Consider the following 24,040-nt stretch of genomic DNA (forward strand, 5'->3'; position numbering starts at 1 on the left):
TAGCAGCTGACGAGCAGCGCGAGGCTGCGTCCGGCGACGAAGTCGTCGTGAATTCAGGCAGCGCGGTGTTTCAGAAAAACCGCGTGTACAGTATTTACGACTGCTGCGCAGCCGAACGCAGCCTCGCGCTGCTCGTCAGCTGCTACAGGGGCGGGCGCAGCTGCTTCAGGGTGTTATTGCGGGTGAAGTTGAGCGGTGTAGGCGGGTGGGTGAGGGTGTGAGCGCACTGTGCGGCAGCGCCACGCAAACGGATTGATGCCTTCGCTGCGGGTGAAGATGTGGCAGAAATGCGCCTGATCGCAGAAGCCGCATTCGAGGCTGATTTGCGTGAGGCTCAAGTCGGTGTCGCGGATCAATTGCTTGGCCCGCGCAATGCGTTGCAGACGTATCCAGTCCTGAGGCGAGTAACCGGTGCTGCATTTGAACGCGCGGGAGAAATGACTGCGCGAGAGGGCGCACGCCCGTGCCAGTTCAGTGACCTCGACGGTTTCATCGAGACGGTCGAGGATCAGTTGTTTCGCCAGGCTTTCGCGCCATGGGGTCAGGCCGCCGGTGGTCTTCTTGGGCGATTCAGTGACGGCCGCGCGGGCGACGTATTGCTGAGAATGGGCCATGACAAATGTCCGTGTCGGTGAGCTTCATTCTTCGTCGCGGGGTGTTGGCAGGCGAGTTAAACGTTGTTAATTCCGTCCTCGCGCATATCCGGCAAAGGCGCTAACTCAGCACATTGCTGCAATTTCTTCAGGCGCAGTACTTGCACTATCGACGTCATCCGGTGGCGTTACGCGTGGCCGCTTTTTTTATCGATCAAGGGTGAAGGCATGAAACATTCTCTGGTTTGCGCGCTGGGGCTCGCGATAGCGCTGGCGTCCGGTACTTCCTCGGCGCAGGCACCGGCGCAAGTCGGCACACAGGCGCCAGGCTACTTTCGCCTGGCGGTGGGCGATTACGAAGTGACGGCGTTGTTCGATGGTTACAACGACCTGTCGCCGAAGCTGCTCCAGGGCCTGACGCAAAGTCAGATTCGCGCATTGCTGGCCCGTCGCTCGATTGAAACGCCGGGGGTGCAAACCGCGTTCAACGCGTTTTTGGTCAACACCGGCAAGCAGTTGATTCTGGTAGACACCGGCGCCGGCCAGTGCATCGGCGCAACGGCCGGCATGCTCTCGGACAACATGAAAGCCGCCGGGTACGAGCCTTCCCAGGTCGATAAGATTCTGTTGACCCACCTGCACCTGGACCACGTCTGCGGGCTGGTCGACGCAGAGCAAAAACCGGTATTCGCCAATGCCACGGTCTACGCGGCAAAAGCCGAGGCTGATTACTGGCTCGACCCTCAAGCCATCGCCAAGGCCCCCGAGGGTGCCAAGCCGTACTTCAAAATCGCCCAGGATTCCACCGCGCCTTACGTTGCGCAGGGTCGTTTCAAGACGTTCGAGGCCGGCCAATCGCCCGTGCCGGGTGTGGTCGATGCCACGCTGGAGACCGGGCACACCCCCGGCAGCACCACGTACCGCTTCACCTCTGAGGGCCAGAGCATCCTGTTCATGGGGGATCTGGTGCATAACCTGGCGGTGCAATTCGAGCACCCTGAAGTGTCGATTGCTTTTGACGTCAACAGCCAGCAAGCGATCAAGAGCCGGGCCAAGGTGTTCAGTGACGCGGCTGCCAGCAAGACCTGGGTGTCGGCGGCGCATTTGCCGTTTCCGGGCATCGGCCACATCGCGGCCCAGGGCAAGCACTTCCAATGGGTGCCGGTCGAATACGGGCCTTACAAACGTGCGGCCAAAGTGCCGCTGATCGAGTAAAGTCCCAGCGTTTCGTGCCTGGCTCAACACACAAGGGAACCGTGCTTATGAACCGTAACGATCTGCGCCGAGTCGACATGAACCTGTTGGTGATTTTCGAGGCGCTGATGTTCGAAAAGAACCTGACCCGCGTCGCGGAAAAACTGTTCATGGGCCAACCGGCGGTGAGCGCGGCGCTGGGGCGGTTGCGCGATTTGTTTGACGATCCGTTGTTGCTGCGCAACGGGCGCGGCATGGAGCCGACGGCACGCGCACTGGCGATTCTCAAAGAGTTGCAGCCGGCGATGGACACGATCTCAGGCGCGGTCAGCCGGGCCAAGGAGTTTGATCCGGCGACCAGTTGTGATGTGTTTCGCATCGGGCTGTCGGACGATGCCGAGTTTGGCTTGTTTCCGCCGTTGCTGCGGCAACTGCAAGAAGAGGCGCCGGGGATTGTGGTCGTGGTGCGTCGCGCCAATTACCTGCTGATGCCGGCGTTGCTGGCCTCCGGGGAAATCTCCGTGGGCGTCAGCTACACCACTGACCTGCCGGCAAACGCCAAACGCAAAAAACTGCGGGACATTCCCTGCAAAGTGCTGCGCGGGGACAAACGACCGGGCACGCTGACGCTGGATGAATACTGCGAACGGCCCCACGCCATGGTGTCGTTCTCCGGCGACCTGAGCGGCAACATCGACCTCGACCTGGCCAAGCTCGGGCGCAGCCGTCGCGTGGTGTTGGGTGTGCCGCAGTTCAGCGGTTTGCGCGCATTGCTCGCCGGCACCGAGATGATCGCCACCGTGCCGGACTATGCCGCGTGCGCGCTGGTGGAAGGCTGTGGATTACGCGCCGAAGACCCACCGTTTGCCATCGATGCGGCGCAGTTGTCGATGGCCTGGAGCGGGGTGCATGACAATGACCCGGCGGAGCGCTGGTTACGCTCGCGCATCAGCGAGTTCATGTCCGCGGCTTTACCAATTCCGGATTGAACGCGACGGCCTTCGGGTCGCTCACCGTCTGTCCGAAATGACCGTTGACCTGTTAGTTCTGACAGTAGCCGATGTTCTCGATCCAGTGTGTGATAGGTCAGCGCCCCAGGGGGCATGGTCAATCACACACAGGGAACGAATGATGAATGGGCCGTCTGCTGAACTGGTCACCGACGACTTGCCGTCCCCGTATATTCGGGAAAGCCGGACCTCCGGGACTTCCGGGCTCCTGAATCCATTGGCGCTCAGGAGCAGCTGCACGATCGGCATGCTTTATACGACTGATCCCGCAGACAGGGTTAGCGTGACGTGGGCAGGGACTGCGGGGGCCGGCTCCTATACCTCGCCTTTCTTCTCCGTCGGTACGTTGCGTCCCTTGGAGGTCGGGATAGGCGGTGTGCCGCTGACGATCTTCAACCTGGGGCATACGGTGACGGTGACCTACACCGTCATTCGAGGCAACGCGGAGCCTGTGACTTCGCAGCCGTTGATTTTTTACGTGCTGTCCGTCTCGCAAAGCGACTTGCCCAGGCCATTTATCACCCAGGCGTCGGACTCTGGTGAAGGCTTGGTCCTTGATGTCAACCGCCTGACCGAATTCACCCTGCGGATCAATGCATGGATCCTGCAGATGCGCGGCCAGTTCTTCTGGTTGCGACTGCTAGGGACCAACGCCGATGGAAGCCCTTTCAATGAGGTTTACTGGAGTGCGCCCAGTAACGTCGTCGGTCCGGAATTCAGCAAGGGTTTCCATGCGCAAAACTTCTCCGCCGACCCTCTGAAAGGGCTCGAGAATCACAGCATACTGACCCTGGTGTTAAAGGTGGGCCTGCAAGGGAGCCAGGATGAGACCCTCTCCCAGCCGTTTGCGCATCGAAGCTACATCGTCAGAACCGGCGCGCCGATAACGCCGGTGAGGCCTTTGATCCAGTCGGTGAAAGATCTCGATCAGGACATCATCGATGGCGGGAGTACCGCGCATGCCAGCGTGACGATAGAAGGGACCGCCATGGTGGGTGGCGAAGTGGAGATCTTTGACGGGCTCATTTCCAAAGGCACGGCCAGGGCTGATTCCGGTCGTTGGGAATTTTTGATGGTGGACCTGGGCATTGGGCGTCACGTGTTCAAAGCGGTGGCCTTGTATGGCAGCAATGAGGAGTCCAACACCTGGACAATCAACGTAGCGTTGCCATTACCGTTACCGCTGACCATCAAAGAGGCCCCCGATAACACCAACCTGGACCCGGCTGCGGCCAGGGAACGCCTGACTGCCGTTTTGAACTACGACATGGTATCCACAGACCTGGTCAGAGTGATGTGGGTAGGAACGCCGGGTGCCGGGACGCGAACCACCGCTCCAGTCCAGGCTGGCAACATAAGTCCCAGAGAAATACTGTTACCCACAACGCTTGTAACCGCCAACGTCGGTACAAGGGTTACGGTGACATTCAGCTATACCCGTGGGACATCGGCCCCTGTGGTATCAGAGCCTTTGAGTCTGAATGTGCTGGCCAATCCGGCAGGCGAGCAGGGCTGGGCGCAGTGATCTACGAAGCGTTGCCCGTTGCACAGAACGGCCTTTGAAGAGGCCGTTTTTTATGCCAGACAAAACTTGCACGCAACAAAAAAACTGTGGGAGCTGGCTTGCCTGTGAATACGCTTGAGGGTCCACTTGTTGTTTGTCGGTGAACTGGTTGCATTGAATCCACTGGCTCACATGAGGTGGCTCCACGAAAGTGAGTCTGCATGTCACCAGCCGCATTCAAATCTTTGGTTGATTGCAAAACGTTCTAAAAAACTGTCACTTGTAACAGTGTGATTGTCCGCGAAACTTTAAAACCATCCCCGATGACATGCTGGACTTCACCAGTACACAAGGAAAGGGGCGAGCGACATTTACCACGCCGCAAGGAAATGAATACGTCTCAAGAGCCGGAATGATCAACCTGCGTGCAAACAAAAAAGCCAAGACAATCTCGGGTCGGTTTTTGTTTGTCGCGAGTGGCCCGGGCTCTGCGGACGTAGCGTTTTTCGGAAAGCTAAAAGTTGCAAGTGATACACCTCAAGCTGTTATCCGCCCCAGAGTCACCGAGTATCAAACAGGTGGCGCATTGAGTTGGGATTGATGAAGCAAAAAGATCTGATTCATCACTCAATGTTAAGACCCGATTCCCTTGTGGGAGCGAGCCTGCTCGCGATGGCGTCATGACATTCAACATCGATGTCGCCTGACCCACCGCCATCGCGAGCAGGCTCACTCCTGCAAAGGGTCTGCATCGCTGTGCAGATCTGTGCTCATCGACAAAAAGAGCACACCCATCCAATTTTCCCCGCCCCCACACCGGCACTATCGAGAAATGTCCCGGCGCATCATTGCCGGTGGTTTTTCATTTGTGCAGGTAGCCCATGAACACATCGCAATGGGATGAACGGGTGCAGGACTGGGGCCTGCTGTTTCTGCGGGTCAGCGCCAGTCTGTTCCTGTTGTGGGTGCACGGCTTGCCGAAGCTGCTTGACTACAGCGCTCAACTGCAAGTCATCGAAGACCCTTTCCACCTCGGCGCCCACCTGACGCTGATGCTGGCGATTTTCGCCGAGGTGCTGTGCCCGTTGCTGATCATTGTCGGGCTGTTGGTGCGCCTGGCGTGCCTGCCGATTTTGTGCGTGTTGCTGGTGGCGATGGTGGTGGTGCATCCGCAATGGAGCATTGAAGAAGGGCAGTTCGGCTGGCTGTTGTTGATCCTGTTTACCAGCATTTTCATCGCCGGGCCCGGTCGGCTGGCGCTCAATGTCCGACTCGCCGGAGCGTCGCGTTATGCCTGAATCCAACCCTTTTGAAGAAGTCGTGACCCTGGTCATCAAGCACCGGGTGAAGGCCGGATTTGAAGCGCCTTACGAAGCCTGGCTGCGCAACATTGTCAGCATCGCCGGGCAGCAGGAAGGGCACCTGGGCGTTGACGTGATGCGCGGCAAAAATGCCGGACTCGACATGTACACCTGCGTGCTGCGCTTTTGCACCACCGATGCAATGCAGCAGTGGCTCGACTCGCCGCAACGCCTGGAACTGATCCGCGAAGCCACGCCGATGCTCGCCGACGGCGACCAGACCGAGGTCAACCCGGTCAATGAATTCTGGTTTGCGCCCCAGGCCGACGCTGCGTCACCACCACCGCCACGCTGGAAGCAAGCCGTGGTGACCTTGCTGGTGATCCTGCCGCACACCTTGCTGGTGCCGCTGATCTGGGGACCGCTGCTGCAACTCAACGCCATTCTGTCCAATTACGTCGTTGCGACGTTTCTGATCACGCTCACCATCGTGGTGTCGGTGGTGTACCTGTTCATGCCCATGGCGACCCGATTGTTCGCGCCCTGGTTATCTCCTTCCCCTCAGCCCAAGGAAACGCGATGAACGCCGATCTGATTTTATTCAATGGCCAATTTCATACCGTTGACCGTGAAAACCCGCTCGCCAGCGCCGTGGCGATCAGCGAAGGCCGCTTTGTCGCGGTCGGCACCGATGCCGAGGCCATGGCCCTGCGCGGTTCGGGCACGCAAGTCATCGACCTCAAGGGCCGCTGCGTCATCCCCGGCCTCAACGACTCGCACTTGCACCTGATCCGTGGCGGTCTGAACTACAACCTCGAACTGCGTTGGGAAGGGGTGCCGTCGCTGGCCGATGCCTTGCGCATGCTCAAGGATCAGGCCGACCGCACGCCAACGCCGCAATGGGTGCGCGTGGTCGGTGGCTGGAACGAATTCCAGTTCGCCGAAAAGCGCATGCCGACCCTCGAAGAACTCAACCAGGCGGCACCGGACACTCCGGTGTTCGTGCTGCATTTGTACGACCGCGCCTTGCTCAACCGTGCCGCGTTGCGCGTGGCCGGCTACACCCGCAATACGCCGAACCCGCCGGGTGGCGAGATTGTCCGTGATAGCAATGGCGAGCCGACCGGCATGCTGGTCGCGCGACCGAACGCGATGATTCTGTACTCGACGCTGGCCAAGGGGCCCAAGCTGCCGCTGGAGTATCAGGTCAACTCGACCCGCCAATTCATGCGCGAACTCAATCGACTGGGCCTCACCAGCGCGATCGATGCCGGCGGTGGTTTCCAGAATTATCCGGACGATTATCAAGTGATCGAGCAGTTGGCCAAGGACCAGCAACTGACCATCCGCATCGCCTACAACCTGTTCACCCAGAAGCCGAAAGAAGAACTGACCGACTTCAAGAACTGGACCAGCAGCGTGACCCTGCATCAGGGCGACGATTACCTGCGGCACAACGGCGCCGGGGAAATGCTGGTGTTCTCGGCGGCGGATTTCGAAGACTTCCTCGAACCGCGCCCGGACCTGCCGCAAACCATGGAAGACGAGTTGGAGCCGGTGGTGCGCCACCTCGTCGAGCAGCGCTGGCCGTTCCGTTTGCACGCCACCTATAACGAATCGATCAGCCGCATGCTCGACGTGTTCGAGAAGGTCAACCGCGACATTCCGTTCAACGGTTTGCCATGGTTTTTCGACCACGCTGAAACCATCACCCCGCAGAACATCGAGCGGGTGAGGGCGCTGGGCGGTGGTATCGCGATTCAGGACCGCATGGCATTCCAGGGCGAATATTTTGTCGAGCGTTACGGCGCCAAAGCCGCCGAAGCGACCCCGCCTATCAAGCGCATGCTGGCCGAAGGCGTGCCGGTCGGCGCCGGTACCGATGCCACGCGAGTGTCCAGCTACAATCCTTGGACCTCCCTGTACTGGATGGTCAGCGGCCGGACAGTGGGAGGGCTTGAGCTGCATGCCGAAGGCCTGTCGCGGCAGACCGCGCTGGAACTGTTCACCCATGGCAGCGCCTGGTTCTCTTCCGAACAGGGCAAGAAAGGCATGATCAAGGTCGGCCAATTGGCGGATGTGGCGGCGTTGAGCGCGGACTTTTTCAGCGTCGACGAAGAAGCGATCAAGTGGATCGAGTCGGTGTTGACCGTGGTCGGCGGCAAAGTGGTGTACGCCGCCGGTGACTTCGAAAAACTCGGACCGGCCAGCGTGCCGGTGCTGCCGGACTGGTCGCCGGTGGTCAAGGTCCCGGGCCACTGGCGGCCGACTTCGCCGATGCAGGCGCAAGTTCACCATTGCAGCGGGCCGTGCGGCGTGCATGCCCACAGCCATGAAAAGGCGCGCTTGTCGAATGCGCCGGTCAGCGATTTTGCGGGTTTCTGGGGCGCCTTTGGCTGCTCGTGCTTCGCGTTCTGACGATTACAACAAAGCGCCGATGCACTGCATCGGCGCCCGACGTAATACCCATCCACCGAGGAGTTTCACATGAGCAACGTTCCGTACAAACGCCTGAACAAGGATGATGCCGTTGTCTTGCTGGTCGACCACCAGACCGGTCTGATCTCGCTGGTTCAGGATTTCTCGCCCAACGAATTCAAGAACAACGTCCTGGCCCTCGCGGACCTGGCCAAGTTCTTCAAACTGCCGACCATCCTCACCACCAGTTTCGAAAACGGCCCGAACGGCCCGATGGTGCCGGAGCTCAAAGAGCTGTTCCCGGACGCGCCGTACATCCCGCGTCCAGGCCAGATCAACGCCTGGGACAACGAAGACTTCGTCAAGGCCGTCAAAGCCACCGGCCGCAAGCAGTTGATCATTGCCGGTGTGGTAACGGATGTTTGCGTGACCTTCCCGACGCTGTCGGCGCTGGCAGAAGGGTTTGAAGTGTTCGTCGTCACCGACGCCTCGGGGACCTTCAATGAAACCGTGCAACAAGCGGCATGGGCACGTATGGCGGCGGCGGGTGCGCAACTGGTGAACTGGTTCTCGGTGGCCTGCGAGCTGCAAGGTGACTGGCGCAACGACATGGAAGGCCTGGCGAATCTGCTGTCGCCGCGCATTCCGAACTATCGCAATTTGATGAACAGCTATTCGGTGCTGACGTCGAAGTAAGCCTCGCCGCACAAAAAATGCCCGCAATGAGCGGGCATTTTTTTGCCTATCGTGTTTGCAGCCAGCTCAGGAACCCCCCTTTCTTGATCGGCAGCGGTTTGGCCATCAACGCCAATCGGCTGTTCTGCTGCCTCACGGCTTGCAGTTTGTTCAGTGCCTGGCCGATTTCGCTGCGTTGTTCGATGCAGTGACGGGTCAGGGATTTGTCTATCCGGTAAATAATGCACGAGGTCAACGTGGTGAACGTGGCTTGGGATGGCGTATCGGAGAGGATGCTTTGCTCGCCCATGACTTCGCTCGGGCCCATGCGCCCGGCTTCGGTTTGGCCGGTGCCGTCGGGCACGGTGGCGCTGATCACGCCGGTGGCGATGACCATCAAGCTGTCCGGCACTTCTCCGACCTCCAGCACCACCTGGCCTGCCGCGTATTGTTGCGCGACCATCGATTGCGCCAGTTGATCGCGCTCCGCTTCGCTCAAGGAACGGAAGACTTTGACCTCATCCAACAATGCCCGTGCACGGCCGCTAGGCTCGATCACGCCGTCAAGCTGGCGTGATATACCCGCCGCTTCAAGGTGCCGATGCGCCAGGTCGAACAGTTGATTACGCACTTCGCTTTTCTTGCCCAATTCGGTGATGAAGCCGCTGGCCACGTACTCGGACATGGTTTCGCCGGCCTCCTTGAGCACCGCTTTCGGCGGGGGATTGAGCAGCAAACTGCTGCTGCCCTGAAGGGTTCGATCCAGCGCATCGAGCACACGACGTGGACGAATATGGTTGGGCACCTGAATGCTGATCGATACGCCGTGCATGTTGTTGGGTCGGCTCAGGTTGACGATTTTTGCCTTGGCCGCCACCGAGTTCGGCACCACGGCGGTGCTGCCGGCACTGGTGAGCAAATGCGTGGCGCGCCAGTCGATGTCCAGCACCTTGCCTTCCACACCGTCGATGACGATCCAGTCGTCGACCTGATAGGGCTTGGTGGTGTTGAGCACGATCCCGGAAAACACGTCGCTCAATGTGCTCTGCAACGCCAGGCCGACCACGATGGCCACGACCCCGGAAGTCGCCAGCAAACCTTTGACCGGCAGCTCCAGTACATAACCCGCAGCGGCCACGATGGCGATCAGAAACACCAGTGCCCCGATGACGTCCTGCAACAACCGGCCGCTGTGACCGATGCGCCGCATCAGCACCAGGCCGATGACTTCGGTGAGCACCCGTGCGGCGTACAACCACCAGAGAATCCCCAGCGCCGTACCACCCAATTGCGCCACGCGGTCGTCGGCAAACAACGGCGCCAGCAACGGGCTGACGCCGGCGTTGATGATCAGCGCGCTGAACATCAGGAACAGCGCCAGGCGCACGCCGACCCGCGTGACGCGATGCTTGAACGGCGCGAGGTGCCAGAGCAGCGCGTCGATCACCAACAACACCGCGCTCCACGACAGCAGATGACTCAGGACAAAGGACATGGGGAAACTCCGTTTTCAAAAGGGCAGACAGGAAAAAGCCTGCACGAGGGCAGGCTCCTTCAAGGGGGCTCAGTTCAGATGAGTCTTGAGTTCCAGTGCAGCCTGGCGAACCGCCGCTTTGACTTCCGGAATCTGGCTCAGCGGGTTGAGCAGGCCGAAGTCGTGAATCATGCCGTTGTACCGCACGGAGGTGACCGGTACGCCGGCGGCGTCGAGGTGACGGGCATAGGCTTCACCTTCGTCACGCAACACGTCGAACTCGGCGGTTTGCACCAGGGCGGCGGGCAAGCCTTTGAGCTGTTCGGCGCTGGCTTGCAACGGCGAGGCATGGATCTGCGCACGCTCGGCGCTGTCGGTGGTGTAGTTGTCCCAGAACCAATTCATCATCCCTTTGGTGAGGAAGTGGCCTTCGGCAAATTGCTGGTACGAACCGGTGTCGAACCGGGCGTTGGTCACTGGCCACATCAACAACTGGAAGCGCAGCGCCGGGGTTTTCTGTTCCTTGGCCATCAAGGCCACGACCGCCGCCATGTTGCCGCCGACGCTGTTGCCCGCTACAGCCAGACGCTTGCCATCGACGCCGATCTCCTTGCCATGCTCGGCCACCCAACGGGTAGCGGCGTAGGCCTGATTGATCGCAGTCGGGTAGTGCGCTTCCGGCGACGGTGTGTAGTCGACATACACCGCGACAGCGCCGGAGCCGACCACCAGGTCGTGGATCAAACGCTGGTGAGTCGGGTAATCGCCCAACACCCAACCGCCACCGTGGAAGAACATGAACACCGGCAATTGCCCTTTGACCTTGGCCGGACGCACGATTTTCAGGTTGATGGTCTGGCCATCGACGCTGATTGCGCGGTCACTGACTTCAACACCCGACAGATCAACCTTCACCGAACTCTGCGCACCCGCCAGCACCGCTCGGGCATCTTTTGGGCTCAGTTGCTCAAGCGGCTTGCCACCACCGGCGGCGAGAGCTTCGAGGAAGGCTTGGGTGTTGTGTTCGACGCCAGGGCTGCCGGCTGCAAATGCGTTGCCGACGCAGAGGGCGAGGAGGGAAACGGTCAGGGTTTTTTTGAGGATGTTCATGGGCAAATCCTTTTTAAGTTTTTAGACGTTGAGTACCTGAGTTTTCAGGTTGCTGATGGCTGTGGTTCAGGCCCTCAGCAACACCGTGGACACAGATTAATAGGATGCCTACAGGCGAAAAAGCGGCTATAAAGTGTTTAACTGTCAACCAAGGCGTGACAATGAACCCATTCGAAGACATGCGTATTTTTTGCCAGGTCATGGACTCGGGCAGCTTCACCGCGGCGGCTGATCAATTGGGGCTGTCCAAGCAGTTCGTCAGCCGGCGCTTGATGCAACTGGAAGAGCGCCTGGGCGTGCGCTTGCTCAATCGCTCGACCCGGCGGCTGGACGTCACGCCGCTGGGGCAGAGTTATTACGAGTCGGCCTTGCGCTTGCTTGGTGAAGTCGAGCAGGTGGAGCAGGGCATCGCCGGGCAGACCACCGAGCCACGGGGCACGATTCGCATCAGCGCACCTTTGTCGTTTGCGGTGGCGCATTTGGGCTGCCTGCTGCCGGTGTTCTTGCAGCGATATCGTGATGTCACCGTGGAAGTGGACCTGAGTGATCGCCCGGTGGACTTGCTCAGTGAGGGCTATGACCTGGCGTTGCGCATCGGCATTCTCGAAGACTCGACGTTGATCGCCCGACGCATCGCCTCGATCCAGCGTGTGTACTGCGCCAGCCCGACGTACCTGGCCGAACGTGGCACACCGCTCAAACCCGAAGACCTGCACGGCCATGACTGCCTGCCGTATGGTCACGGTCGTCAGGTGCAATGGCGTTTCGAAGGGCAGGGCAAACCGCTGACGGTCAATGTCACGGGCCGCATGCGGGTCAACAACGGGGAGTTACTCAAGGACGCGGCGATTGCCGGGATGGGGATTACCTACTTGCCGACATTTATCGTCGGTGCAGCCTTGAAGGACGGCAGGCTGGTGCCGGTGCTGGACGCGTTTCGGCCTGAGCCACTGAGGTTGTCGGCCGTTTATCCGCAGCACCGCCAGAGCTCGCGCCCGGTGCAGGCGTTGATCGAGTTTTTGCGCGAACGGCTGGATCAATCTGAAGGGGGCCTCTAAGCCTCACACACAGTTCCCCCTGTAGGAGCGAGCCTGCTCGCGATGGCGCAGTGTCAGACGACATCAATGTTGAATGACAAATGGCTATCGCGAGCAGGCTCGCTCCCACAGTTGTTGTGTGGATGACCTGGGCTTAGGAGTGATCAGGTCCTTTTGTCATCGCCGTTGACATGAACACCACGGTCATCGCCGACTTCGCCGTTGGCATGGACACCGCGGTCATCGCCGACTTCACCGTTGGCGTGTACGCCACGGTCGTCGCCGATTTCACCGGCGCGATGAACGCCATTTTGGTTGTGTGACACTTCGCCGGAGCGATGAGCGCCATTTTGGTTGTGGGAGACTTCGCCGGAGCGCTGAGCGCCATTTTGGTTGTGGGAGACTTCGCCGGAGCGATGAACGCCATTTTGGTTGTGGGAGACTTCACCGGAACGATGAACACCATGGTCATCGCCTACTTCACCGTTGGCATGAACGCCATGATCGTCGCCAGGTTCGGCGTGCGTGCCACTGCGCCCGGAGTTGGAGGAGGCTGTGTTGCCGGCATTGCCCGGACCATGGTCGCTGCCGCTGTGACTGCTGCCGCTATTACCGCCGCTGCCACTGTTGCCGCCACTGCCGCTTCCACCGTGACCGCCGCTGTTGCCGCCGCCACCGTTTCCACCGCCGCCACCGCCACCGCCACCGCCACCGCCACCGCCATTGCCGCCGCCACCGCCGCCATTACCACCGCCGCCGCCACCATTTCCTCCGCCACCCCCACCATTGCCACCGCCGCCATGACCTCCGCCACCGCCGCCACTACCGCCACCGCCGCCACCACCCCCTCCGCCGCCTCCGCCACCACCATCCTTGGCCTGAGCGGTCGACATACTGGACAGACTGTCCGGTATCAATACGGTGGACGCCGACAAGACCGCGCCAATAGCTACTGCCAGTAAAAGCTTGTTGATGTGCATGTCGTTCTCCGTCTTCTTCGGGTTGGAACGTTGATGAACAATGCAACGTGCTGCTCGATTCAGTAGATGAACACCACAGCGTTCAGATTTATTCAGTTGAAGCGTCAACAAAAAACGCAACGTGGCGCTCGCCCCCATTCCAGAGCCTTAGTGAATGCTGGAGGCGAGCTCGAAAATCGGCATGTACATCAGGATCACGATGACCCCGATCAACAACCCGATAAACGTCATGAGCAGTGGTTCGAACAACCTGACAAACCATTCGAGCCAGCGACTGATTTCTTCGTCGTAGAAGTCGGCGCTGCGCTCCATCATTTGCCCGAGGTTGCCGGACTGTTCGCCGGCGCGCAGCAAGCGCAGGGACACCGGTGTCACCAGGTGATTGAGCTCAAGTGCGGCCGACAGCGACTGGCCCTCGCGCACCCGTTCGCAGGCTTCGTCCAGGCGTGTGCGCGAGGCCACGGTGAGCAGGCCACGGACCATGCCCATGGCGGTGACGAGAGGAATGCCGCCCTGCAGCAGAATCCCCAGCGAGCGGTAGAAGCGCGCCAGTTCATACATGAAGATGCGTTTATGGATCGCCGGGAGTTTTTCGATCAGGCGGTCCACGCCACGACGAAAGGCCGGTTGGCGCTGGAGGAAGGCGAGGGCGACGATGATCGCCAGCAACCCGCCGAAGAATTCGCCCTGATGCGCGTGGAGGAACATGCCGCTGGTCATCAGCACTTGCGACAGCCACGGCAGGTTCGACCCCAGGCCTTCAAAAACCAGGCTGAAGCGCGGCACCACGTAGCCCATCAAAAACAACACCACGCCCCCGCCCACCACCAGCAACAGCATGGGGTAGATCGACGCGCTGACGATCTTTTGCCGAACCTCGTCCATGCGCTGGCGATAGCTGACATAGCGGCCCAGGGCCTCGCCCACGGCGCCGGTCTTCTCGCTGGACTGCACCAGTGCCACATACAACGGCGGGAAAACCGCCGACAACTGACCTAGGGCCTGGGAGAACGATTTGCCCTCGTACAGCAAGCGCACCAGCTCACTCAGGGTTTTGCGGGCCTGTGGCGCGCTCTCTTTTTCGGCCAGGCTTTCCAGCGCATCGATCAGCGGCAGGCCCGCATTGAGCAAGGTGGTCAGTTCCTGGCTGAACAACACCAGGTTAAAGGTCTCGCGCTGTTGCAGACGCAAGGCGCGCCAGTGCCGTTCAGCATGCAGGCTGACCACCCGCAACCCCTGGTCTTCGACAATGCGCCGGGCCTCGCTGTGGCCGGGGGCCTCGACCGTCATCGAGACCACACCGGCCTTGCCCACAGCTTTGAGATGAAAGCGCATGGTCTTCCCCCGTCATTGCCAACTGGTGACTTCGGCGTTTTCGCCTTCGCCACCGGGCTGGCCGTCCTTGCCCATGGACAGCAGATCGTACTCACCGTTTTCGCCGGGATAGCGGTAGGTGTAGTTACGGCCCCAAGGGTCCTGCGGCAATTTTTTCTGCAAGTAAGGGCCGGTCCAGTGGGTTTCATCGCTCGGCGCAGTGACCAGCGCCTGCAAGCCCTGTTCGGTCGAGGGATAGTGCCCGACCTCCAGGCGATACAAATCCAGCGCCTTGCCCAGGCCCTCGATTTGCGCCTTGGCGACTTTGACTTCGGAACGGCCCAGTTGGGCGAAATACTTCGGCGCGACGATGCCGGCCAACAGCCCCAGCACCACCAGCACCACCAACAGTTCGAGCAGGGTGAACCCGCGTTGCGTACGCGGAGCACAACACAGACGTTGATTCATGATGACCTCACACAGTCGGCAGAAGGGTCGCAATAAAGGCTTATGCAATTGCCATGCAAAGCCTTGGGCGACCTTCTGGACTCCCCGTGCTACGGGCCTTTGCGCTTACGGCACAGTGCTTGCGTATGGCTGATTAACGATCGGCCAGTGGGGCATTACCCCCAATTTTCGGGGCCGGCCAGGGGAGGTCGAACAATGAAAACACTCACCACTGGATTGCTCGGATGTCTGCTGTTGACCAGCGTCGCACAGGCCGATGTCTTCGTTTCCGTGGACGCCAAGGGCAGCTACGTTTTGTCCAACGTTCACCGTCCCGGCCGCACCTATGAACGGGTGATTCACGAGCCCACCGCCGCGGTCGTCAGCCTTGATCAGCAACCGCAGATGATCGCCGCACAACCCTATGCCGAACTGGTGTCGGCGGCCGCCAAGGCCAACGAAGTTCCGGAGGCGTTGTTGCACGCCGTCATCCGCGCCGAGTCCCGCTACAACGCCGACGCAACGTCCGCCAAAGGCGCTGGCGGGCTGATGCAATTGATGCCCGACACCGCGCGCGAAATGGGGGTCAAGGATGTCTACGATCCGAAGGCCAACATCCAGGGCGGCGCCAAATACCTCAAGCGCCTGCTGACCCTGTTCGACAACGACATTGCCCTCGCGGTGGCGGCCTACAACGCCGGGCCGCAAGCGGTGCTCAGCCGTGGCGGGGTGATCCCGCCGTTCGCCGAAACCCAGCGCTACGTGCCGGATGTCCTGCGCCAATACCGGCGTTTGCAGGGCCTGGCCGTGGACGCGCCGTTGTAGTCGAAACCCCGTGCCGGCTTGCCCCAACAGTGGGGAATGATGGCCCCGGCAGAAAAGTGGGGAATTAGTGGGGAATATCCCCCGGCTTATCAAGTCGTCATCTCAAGCAGCTGAAAAACATCACAATTATTTTTGGCATGAGGATTGCTCCAGCGCATTTGTCGAGAATTGTTCCCTGTGAGCACCCAATGCGAGGCCCGTGATTATGTCCGGCATACCCCACGCTCATCATCTGGTTAACCTGCTGTTGTTTTTAGCGCCGCTGTTTGGCATCGAGCTGGCCGATGCGGCCGCCCGTTGCGAACGCAATCTGGTGGCGAACGTCGTGGCGCTGGATCAGCCGCTGATGTTCAACCGCCTCGGCGCACAGAACGCCAACGGCATGATGTTCGCCCTGCGCCGCGACGTGGTCGACGATCACAACATGTCCCTCGCCCAAGGTGGCGCGGCAGTGCCGGGCAAAGTCTCGTTGCGGCCCGACAAGCGTCCGCGTCCCTTGGTGCTGCGGGTGGCCGCCGGTGATTGCCTGACGATCAACCTGCAAAACCTGCTGGCGTATCAGGCCAACCCCGGTAAGCACGAAGAGACCGACGTCGAGGGCGCAGAAGGGGGGGCAACTGGCAATGCCGACCAGTTCAAGGTCGATGAGCAAGTCACTGACCGCCATGTCGGCTTCCAGGTCAACGGCCTGCAAGCGGTCAACAGCATTGACGACATCGCGTCCTTCACCGGGCGCAATGCCAACACGCTGATTCCGCCCGGTGCCACGCGTTCCTACACCCTGTACGCCGAGCGGGAAGGCGCGTTTGCCGCCAGCAGCCGTGGCGCCACCTTCGGCGGTGAAGGCGATGCGGGCAACGTCGCCAACGGCCTGTTCGGTGAAGTGGTGGTGGTGCCCAAGGGCGGTCGTACCTATCGCAACACAGTCACCGAAGAAGAGATGCGCCTGGCCAGCAGCGGCCGCACCCCGGCCGGCCAGCCGATTGTCGATTACCAGGCGCGCTACCCGCAGCGCGAACCGTGGATCCGTGAAGGCAAGGCCGGCACGCCGATCATCGGCATGGTCGACGGCAGTGAAATCATCTCCAGCGAGAGCGATGCGATCGTGATGGGCAGCAACGCCGATGGCAGCTTCCCGCCCGCGACTTATCCGCTGGAAGCCATCGGCAAACGCAACCCGGCGCTGCCTAACCGGCTGGAACCGTTCCGCGATTTCGCCTCGCAGTTCCAGGACGAAGTGGCTGCGACCCAGGCATTCCCGGCGTACTGGGCGGACCCGGTGATGGCCCACGTGCTGGAGCCGACCCGCGACTCGTTCATGATCAACTACGGTTCTGGCGGCATGGGCGCCGAGGTGGTGGCCAACCGACTGGGCGTCGGGCCGATGCACGATTGCCTGTCCTGCGCCTATGAAGAATTCTTCCTCAGTTCCCACACCGTGGGGGACGTGGCGATGCTGGTGGACGTGCCGGCCAACGTCGGCCTGGAAAACATTCTTCCGGGTGAAACGCCACGCGCCGATCAGGTCGGGGTCAAGGCGACCATGGCGCTGTACCCGTCCGAGCCGGCCAACGTCAACCACAGCTACATCGGTGACTTCGTCAAATTCCGCAACACGCACAACGGTCACGAGCAGCACATCTTCCACTTGCACGGCCATCAATGGCTGTTCAACCCCAACGACGATAACTCCGATTATGTCGATGCCCAGGGCATCGGGCCGGGCGCCGGTTACACCTATGAAATCGCCAATGGCGGTTCGGGCAACCGCAACCGCGTGGCCGGCGATGCGATCTATCACTGCCACTTCTATCCGCACTTTGCCCAAGGCATGTGGAGCATGTGGCGGGTACACGATGTGTTCGAGGAAGGCACCAAACTCGAAGTGTCCCAACAGGGTAACGACGGCTATCACAGCGAACCTTACGCGTTGCGCAGCGGTAAACCGGCGGCGGGCGCACGGGCCTTGCCCGATGGCGAGATCATCGCCGGCACGCCAATTCCAGCGGTCGTGCCGCTGCCGGGCAAAGCCATGGCGCCAATGCCGGGCAAAGTCGCGGTCGTACCGAAGATCAGCGAAACCCTGGTGGCCAGTCAGGGCGATGACGAGGAGGGCGACGACGGCGAACATCACGGTGGTAGCGGTGGTGCTCAAGCCATCGGTTCCCTGGCCCTGGTGGACCGCAGTGAAGCCAACCGCAATGCCGACGGCAGCCTGAAAAACCCCGGCTACCCGTTCTGGATCGGTGGCATGGAAAGTTCGGTCGGCCAACGTCCGCCAACTCCGCCGCTGGACATGCTCGACGCCGCCAAGGCGCAATCGCTGAAAACCAGCGGCAATGCCTTGTGGGCCAACCTCGATCCGGCGCAGTCCGGTGGCTGGGACGGCGGTCTGGGGCGTCATTCACTGGACGGGTTCTCTTCGGGTGGGCAGGCACACACCGTCACCACGTCGCTGGATTTCTCCAAGGAAGTGACCCGCGCCAAACCGATTTACATGCCTGAAGAAGGCACTGAAGTGGAACAGGCGGCCATGGCGTTCCACGCCAAAAAAGAACATCCGAGCTTCGCCGTGCTGCCGGGCAATCAAGTGGTGGCGCGCAATTTCCGCACCAACGGTGCGTTGCCGATGGCGGGGGCGCCGTATTACGAACCGTGCATGGACGATCGGCAAAAACGCCTGACGGCCAGCGCCGGCACCGGCGAGTTCAACAGCGGCGAACGGGTCGACGGGTTGTCGTTTACCGGTTCCTCGACCTTCACCGCCGACCGTCCGCGCATCTACAAAGCAGCGAACATCCAGTTCGACGCGGTGTACAACAAGGTCGGCTACCACTTCCCGCAAGCGCGCATCCTGGCGCTGTGGGAAGACGCCTGGCCGGTGATCACCAAACAGCGTCCGCCAGAACCGCTGGTGATGCGCATGAATACCTTCGACTGCGTGCAGTACCAGCAAACCAACCTGGTGCCCGCCATCTACGAGATGGATGACTATCAGGTGCGTACGCCGACCGACGTGATCGGCCAGCACATCCACCTGCCGAAATGGGACCTGACCGCTGCTGACGGTTCGGCCAACGGCTGGAACTATGAAGACGGCGTGCTTTCCCCCGGCGCGGTGCAAGAACGCATCCACGCGATTCGCCTGTTCAACCAGTGCGAAGGCACCGACCCGCGTGACGGCACACCGACTTGCCCGGTAGCCAAGCAGCATCCGTTCTTTGGTCAATATGGCCGGGCTGACTGGGTGGGCGCGCGCACGGCGATGCAGCGCTGGTTCGTCGATCCGGTGGTCAACAGCAAAGGCGTCGACCGTGGCCTGGGGACCATTTTCACCCACGACCACCTGGGCCCATCGACGCACCAACAGATCGGGCTGTACGCCACCGTATTGGCAGAGCCGGCCGGTTCCACCTGGTTCCACGCCGAAACCGGCGAGCCGTTGTACAGCGGCGCGCGGCAGGACGGCGGGCCGACTTCGTGGCAAGCGGTGATTTCTACCGGTGACCTGGACGGCGACGGCAAGAACGACAGCTTCCGTGAGTTCTTCCTCGAATACAGCGACTTCCAGCACGCCTATGAAGCGGGTGTGTACGTGGGCGCCGGCCCGAATGGCGTGCCGAATGCGCAATCCTTCCCGGCCACTGCCGACAGCTTCCGCTACGCGATCAACCCACCGGTACGCAAGGAAGCCGCGACCCTGCTTGAGCAGGTGGTTGAAGCCCGCGGTGGGCTGTCGCCTGGCTGCCCGAGCCGGCCGTGCCCACAAGCCATCTCGGTGGATGACCCTGGCATGTTCGTGGTCAATTACCGCAACGAACCGCTGGCCCTGCGGGTGTACGACCCGAACAAGGTCGGCCCGGACGGCAAGCGCGGCATGCAGGCCGACGGCCTCGGCGGTGACCTTGCGTACGCCATGCAAAGCCGCACCGACCGGGCGATCCCGGCGATGAACCTGGCACCCAACCTGGTCACCGCCGCCACCGGCCCTACCGGCGGCACCACGCTGTTCCCGCCGCACATCAACAAGGGCGGCGCCGAACCGGGTGATCCGTTCACGCCGATGCTGCGCACCTACACCGGTGACAACGTGCGGCTGCGGGTGCATGCCGGCGGTCATGAAGAAGAGCACAACGTGACCCTGCACGGCGTGAAGTGGCTGCAAAGCGGTTCCGGTTTCGGCAACAGCTCCAACTCCGGCTGGCGCGCGTCGCAAATGATCGGAATCTCCGAGCAGATGGGCTTCATCGCGCCGGTCTCGATGTTGTCCAGTTCAGCGGCGACCACCGGGGATTACCTGTACTCGATGGACGCCTCCCTGGAAGGTTACTGGAGCGGAATCTGGGGTGTGATGCGCAACTACACCGCGCAACGCAACGACCTGTTCGCGCTGCCGAACAACCCGAAACCGGCGGGCATGCGCAACACCGTGGCCTTCGATGGCGCTTGCCCGCGGATTGGCGCCAACCCGAACGGCATCGGCACCCGGCCGACCGTGCAACGCAACTATGAAGTGGTCGCGGCACTGGCCAACGACATCCTCGGCAATCCGCTGAACCTGTCCATGGCAGACCCGGCGGGCATCGGCCAGCATGTCGGCGGGCCGTTGAATCCGGCGGGCGGTACGCTGGTGTACAACTCCCGTGCGGTGAGCATTCCACAGGTCACGGTAAACGACCCCGAGGACGGCACGACCTTCACCATCGGCGGGCAAAGCGGCCCGCTGCATGACCCGACCGCGATTCTGTACGTGCGCAAGTCCGACCTCGACCCGGTCACCGGCAAGCTGAAACCCGGTGTGCCTGTCGAACCGCTGGTGCTGCGCGCGGCGGCCGGTGATTGCATCAACATCACCCTGGAAAACCGTTTGCCGAGCGTGATGCCGGACTTGGTCCAGACCGCTTCGGTGATGGGCATGGTCAAGCGTGACCGCAACGGTGGCGAAGGCTCGACCACCTTCAGCAACAACCTGATGCGGCCGTCCAGCACGGTGGGTTTGCACGCCCAACTGCTGGCGTATGACATCACCAAATCCGACGGCACCAACGTCGGCACCAACCCGATCCAGACCGTACCGCCACGCGTTGGCAACAGCGGTGCGTACCCGACGCGTACCTATCAGTACTACGCCGGGCACCTGGAGCGTGAAGGCAAGCCGATTACGCAACTGGGCCGCAGTGTCGACAACATCAACGCCACGGCGGTGGAGTTCGGCGGGTTGAATTTCACTCCGGCCGACGTGATCAAGCAGCCACAAAAAGGCCTCGGTGGTGCGATGAGCATCCTGCCGATCGGCGCGACCTGGGTTGAGGACGCGCGCAAGGTCAACGCGACGGTCACTGCGCCTGGGCAAACCACCTACCGCGACTTTGCGATGGTCTGGCAGAAGGCACTCAACATGCGTTGGGCCAATGGCCGGCCGGTGGAAGGCATTGCCTCGGAAGCGGGTGTCCCGACCGATCCGCAGGACAACTCGAGCATGGCGATCAACTATAAAACCGAGCCGATGTGGTACCGCTTCGGCCTGCCGCCGGACGCGCCGTTCGGTCACGCCGATGGCAACGGTTACGGCGACGTGCCCAACGCGCACATGGCCTACAGCAACGCGCTGGTGGGGGGCGATCCGCAGACGCCGGTGCTGTATGCCAAACCGGGGCAACCGTTCCGTACCCACATCCTGATGCCCACCGGTGGCAGCCGTGGTTCGACGTTCCAGCTGGACGGACACGTCTGGTCGGTCAACCCGTTCCAGTCGGAGAAGAGCGACACCGGCGGCTACCCGATGGGTACGCCCGGCGTGGGTTCGGTGCGGTTTGGCTACAACCCGATGTCGATGTACATCGGCGCCCACGAAAGCATCCTGCCGGCGGCGCACTTCAGCTTCATGCACCCGAGCGCCGGGGGCAGCAATGCGATACCGGGCGACTACCTGTTCCGTGACTACGCCGGCTACGGCAATACCGCCGGGCTGTGGGGGTTGCTGCGGGTGACCAACGAACCTGAACCGGCACCGGCGCCGTAAGCCGAGGGGATGGGAGCGACACCGTCCCTTTGGGAGCAAGCCCTGTGGCGAGGGGGCTTGCCCCCGTTTGAGTGAGTAGCACTCACAGGATCTTGGTACCTCAGAGATTTTAGGGCTGCTTCGCAACCCAACGGGGGCAAGCCCCCTCGCCACAGGGAACAGAACTGAGAAGGGGAGAGAGGGATGAACAGGACCATCAGAATCGCCAGTGGTGCGCTGGTAATAGGCGTCGCGCTGGTCAGCCTGGGTGTTTGGCGCACCGCGCCGCCGAGCATGCTCAGCAAAGTCGCCCTGCCGGACACCTGGAGCGGCCAGAACCTCTCCCGTGACGGGGTCTCGGTGGCGCTTGAGGTCAAGCCGCTGGCCAAGGACGGTGTACTGCGCGAAGGCGAGTTTGCCGACGTGCAGTTCCGGGTCAAGGACAGCACTTCGGGCCAGCCGCTATCGGGCGTCAACCCCGGCGCCTGGCTCGACCCCGAAACCATTGCCGCCGACCAGGCCCAGGGCCGCGAGCAAAGCTGCAAATCCCGGGTCGGGGTGTTCCTCAAATCGAGCATCGGCGCGCGGCCGCTGCTGGACCTGAACAGCTACTTCCTGCTGGTGATGAACCGCGATGCCAGCGTTTCAGTGGTCGACCCGTCGGTGTCGGTGGGCGGCATCACCAGCACCATGGCGCGGATCGACCTCAAACAACCGCCGATGGACTGGATCACCCCGAAGGACAACAAACGAGTCTTCATCTCGATGCCGACCGCCGGGGAAGTGGCGGTGATCGACAGTGAGCAATTCAAATTGCTGGAGTCGGTGAGCGCCGGCAGCAACCCGGTGCGCGTGGCCCTGCAACCGGATGAACGTCTGTTGTGGGTAGGTAACAACGCGTCGACCGCCGACGAGTCCGGCGTCACGGTGATCGACACCCGTAGCCTCAAGACCCTCAAACACCTGGCCACCGGGGCCGGGCATCATGAAATCGCCTTCAGCAAGGACAGTCGCTTTGCCTTCGTCACCAACCGCGACGACGGCACCTTGAGCATCATCGACATCGCCAGCCTGACCGTCAGCAAACAACTCAAGACCGGCTCGCACCCGCTGTCGGTGGCGTACTCGCCGCTGTCCCAGGCAGTGTACGTCGCCGATGGCGAGGACGGCACCGTGACCGTGGTCGACAGCGCCAGCCTGGCGGTGCGCCGGGTGATCAAGGCGAAACAGGGCCTGGGGCCGATGGGCTTCAGCGCTGACGGTCGCTTCGGCATTGTGCTCAACACCCTGGAGAACCAGGCCTCGGTGATCGATGCCGCCACCGACTCGCTGATCCATGAACTGGACGTGTCGGCCGAACCGTATCAAGTGGTGTTCACCAAGGCCTATGCGTATGTCCGCGGATTGGCCTCGGCGAAAGTCACGATGATCAATCTGTCGTCGCTGGGCCAGGGTCGCACGCCGATCAGCCAGGGATTCGAAGCGGGACCGCAAGCACCACGGCTGGCGGGGGATCTGCCGCTGGCGTCGAGCCTGGCGGTGTCGCGGGACGACAACGCAGTGTTCGTGGTCAACCCGGTGGACAACACCACCTATTTCTATGCCGAAGGCATGAACGCGCCGATGTCCGGGTACCCCAATCGCGGGCAAGTGGCGCGGGCGGCGATGGTCATAGACCGCAGCTTGCGCGAGGTCGAACCGGGGCTGTACAGCGCGCGGATCAAGCTGCCGTCGGCGGGGCGTTTCGACGTGGCGTTCCTGCTCAATCAACCGAACATCATTCATTGCTTCACCGCGTTGGTTGAGCCTGACCCCTCAATCGCCCAACACCCCGGCGTGCCCAAAGTGGAGTTCATGCTCGACAAGTCCACGGCCGCCCTCGGCAGCCCCTACGTGGTGCGCTTTCGCATCGTCCAGGGCCAGCAGAAGACCCGGCGCAGCGGGGTCAAGGATGTTCAGGTGCGCTACTTCCGTGCGCCGACGTCACGGGCACAGGAAGTCGCGGCCCTCGACATGGGCAATGGCATCTATGAAGCCCCGGTGACCCTGGACCAGAACGGCGCGTGGTACTTGCACGTTCGTGCGGCGTCGCTGGGTGCGAATTTCGATGACAAGACCTTTGCCAGCGTCCGGGTTCTGCCCGGCACTGCGAACTGA

18 protein-coding genes are annotated in these 24,040 nt (G+C 61.5%); 12 read left to right on the plus strand and 6 right to left on the minus strand.

All coding sequences use genetic code 11. From position 1 onward, the window contains the following. Positions 1 to 173: 173 nt before the first annotated feature. Entirely contained in the window at positions 174 to 614 is a 441-nt protein-coding gene (locus BK660_RS18845; RefSeq protein ID WP_123434515.1) for a helix-turn-helix domain-containing protein, read from the minus strand. Between the two features lie 207 nt (positions 615 to 821). Here BK660_RS18845 and BK660_RS18850 point away from each other — a divergent pair, with 207 nt between their 5' ends. The 8 genes from BK660_RS18850 (at position 822) to ycaC (ending at position 8,716) form a co-directional block, all read left to right on the plus strand. Then, positions 822 to 1,808, plus strand: a complete 987-nt coding sequence (locus BK660_RS18850; RefSeq protein ID WP_123434516.1) for an MBL fold metallo-hydrolase — start codon at positions 822 to 824, stop codon at positions 1,806 to 1,808. Between the two features lie 47 nt (positions 1,809 to 1,855). Continuing rightward, positions 1,856 to 2,776, plus strand: coding sequence for a LysR family transcriptional regulator (locus BK660_RS18855; RefSeq protein WP_123434517.1), 921 nt, complete (start codon positions 1,856 to 1,858; stop codon positions 2,774 to 2,776). A 397-nt stretch (positions 2,777 to 3,173) separates the two neighbouring features. After that, a complete protein-coding gene (locus BK660_RS18860; RefSeq protein WP_148057448.1) occupies positions 3,174 to 4,322 on the plus strand; it encodes a hypothetical protein in 1,149 nt (382 codons plus the stop codon). 391 nt (positions 4,323 to 4,713) lie between these two features. Beyond that, positions 4,714 to 4,902, plus strand: a complete 189-nt coding sequence (locus tag BK660_RS32460; RefSeq protein ID WP_148057449.1) for a hypothetical protein — start codon at positions 4,714 to 4,716, stop codon at positions 4,900 to 4,902. Positions 4,903 to 5,182: 280 nt separating this feature from the next. After that, on the plus strand, positions 5,183 to 5,599 hold the full coding sequence (locus BK660_RS18870) for a DoxX family protein (RefSeq protein WP_123434520.1): 417 nt from the start codon (positions 5,183 to 5,185) through the stop codon (positions 5,597 to 5,599). Then, positions 5,592 to 6,185, plus strand: coding sequence for an antibiotic biosynthesis monooxygenase (locus BK660_RS18875; RefSeq protein WP_123434521.1), 594 nt, complete (start codon positions 5,592 to 5,594; stop codon positions 6,183 to 6,185). The genes BK660_RS18870 and BK660_RS18875 overlap by 8 nt, the downstream gene beginning before the upstream one ends. Next, positions 6,182 to 8,020, plus strand: coding sequence for an amidohydrolase (locus BK660_RS18880; protein WP_123434522.1), 1,839 nt, complete (start codon positions 6,182 to 6,184; stop codon positions 8,018 to 8,020). Before BK660_RS18875 ends, BK660_RS18880 begins: the two co-directional genes overlap by 4 nt. 69 nt (positions 8,021 to 8,089) lie before the next feature. Further along, positions 8,090 to 8,716 carry an isochorismate family cysteine hydrolase YcaC gene (gene ycaC / locus BK660_RS18885; protein ID WP_123434523.1) on the plus strand — a complete coding sequence of 209 codons (627 nt, stop codon included), beginning with the start codon at positions 8,090 to 8,092 and terminating at the stop codon, positions 8,714 to 8,716. 46 nt (positions 8,717 to 8,762) lie between these two features. On the opposite strand, the gene BK660_RS18890 is transcribed toward ycaC, so the two are convergent. Next, entirely contained in the window at positions 8,763 to 10,190 is a 1,428-nt protein-coding gene (locus BK660_RS18890; protein ID WP_123434524.1) for a mechanosensitive ion channel family protein, read from the minus strand. A 69-nt stretch (positions 10,191 to 10,259) separates the two neighbouring features. Further along, entirely contained in the window at positions 10,260 to 11,279 is a 1,020-nt protein-coding gene (locus BK660_RS18895) for an alpha/beta hydrolase (RefSeq protein ID WP_123434525.1), read from the minus strand. 161 nt (positions 11,280 to 11,440) lie between these two features. On the opposite strand from BK660_RS18895, the gene BK660_RS18900 reads away from it, so the two are divergent. Further along, a complete protein-coding gene (locus tag BK660_RS18900) occupies positions 11,441 to 12,337 on the plus strand; it encodes a LysR family transcriptional regulator (protein ID WP_123434526.1) in 897 nt (298 codons plus the stop codon). Positions 12,338 to 12,480: 143 nt separating this feature from the next. Here the strand turns inward: BK660_RS18900 and BK660_RS33460 are convergent, their stop codons facing one another. The 3 genes from BK660_RS33460 to gspG form a co-directional block, all read right to left on the minus strand. Beyond that, entirely contained in the window at positions 12,481 to 13,296 is an 816-nt protein-coding gene (locus tag BK660_RS33460) for a hypothetical protein (protein ID WP_185045111.1), read from the minus strand. A gap of 147 nt (positions 13,297 to 13,443) precedes the next feature. Continuing rightward, positions 13,444 to 14,631 (minus strand): type II secretion system F family protein, encoded by a 1,188-nt coding sequence (locus tag BK660_RS18910; RefSeq protein ID WP_123434527.1) that lies wholly within the window; start codon positions 14,629 to 14,631, stop codon positions 13,444 to 13,446. A gap of 12 nt (positions 14,632 to 14,643) precedes the next feature. Next, positions 14,644 to 15,078: a type II secretion system major pseudopilin GspG gene (gspG, locus tag BK660_RS18915; protein WP_059181132.1), complete on the minus strand. Its 435-nt coding sequence runs from the start codon at positions 15,076 to 15,078 to the stop codon at positions 14,644 to 14,646. Between the two features lie 195 nt (positions 15,079 to 15,273). Here gspG and BK660_RS18920 point away from each other — a divergent pair, with 195 nt between their 5' ends. The 3 genes from BK660_RS18920 to BK660_RS18935 all read left to right on the plus strand — a co-directional run bounded on the left by BK660_RS18920 (position 15,274) and on the right by BK660_RS18935 (position 24,040). After that, a complete protein-coding gene (locus tag BK660_RS18920) occupies positions 15,274 to 15,882 on the plus strand; it encodes a lytic transglycosylase domain-containing protein (RefSeq protein WP_123434528.1) in 609 nt (202 codons plus the stop codon). Positions 15,883 to 16,087: 205 nt separating this feature from the next. Then, positions 16,088 to 21,904, plus strand: coding sequence for a manganese-oxidizing multicopper oxidase MnxG (gene mnxG, locus BK660_RS18925; RefSeq protein WP_123434529.1), 5,817 nt, complete (start codon positions 16,088 to 16,090; stop codon positions 21,902 to 21,904). 183 nt (positions 21,905 to 22,087) lie between these two features. Continuing rightward, positions 22,088 to 24,040: a cytochrome D1 domain-containing protein gene (locus tag BK660_RS18935; RefSeq protein WP_123434531.1), complete on the plus strand. Its 1,953-nt coding sequence runs from the start codon at positions 22,088 to 22,090 to the stop codon at positions 24,038 to 24,040.

Source organism: Pseudomonas brassicacearum, assembly GCF_003732265.1.
GTDB lineage: Bacteria > Pseudomonadota > Gammaproteobacteria > Pseudomonadales > Pseudomonadaceae > Aquipseudomonas > Aquipseudomonas brassicacearum_D.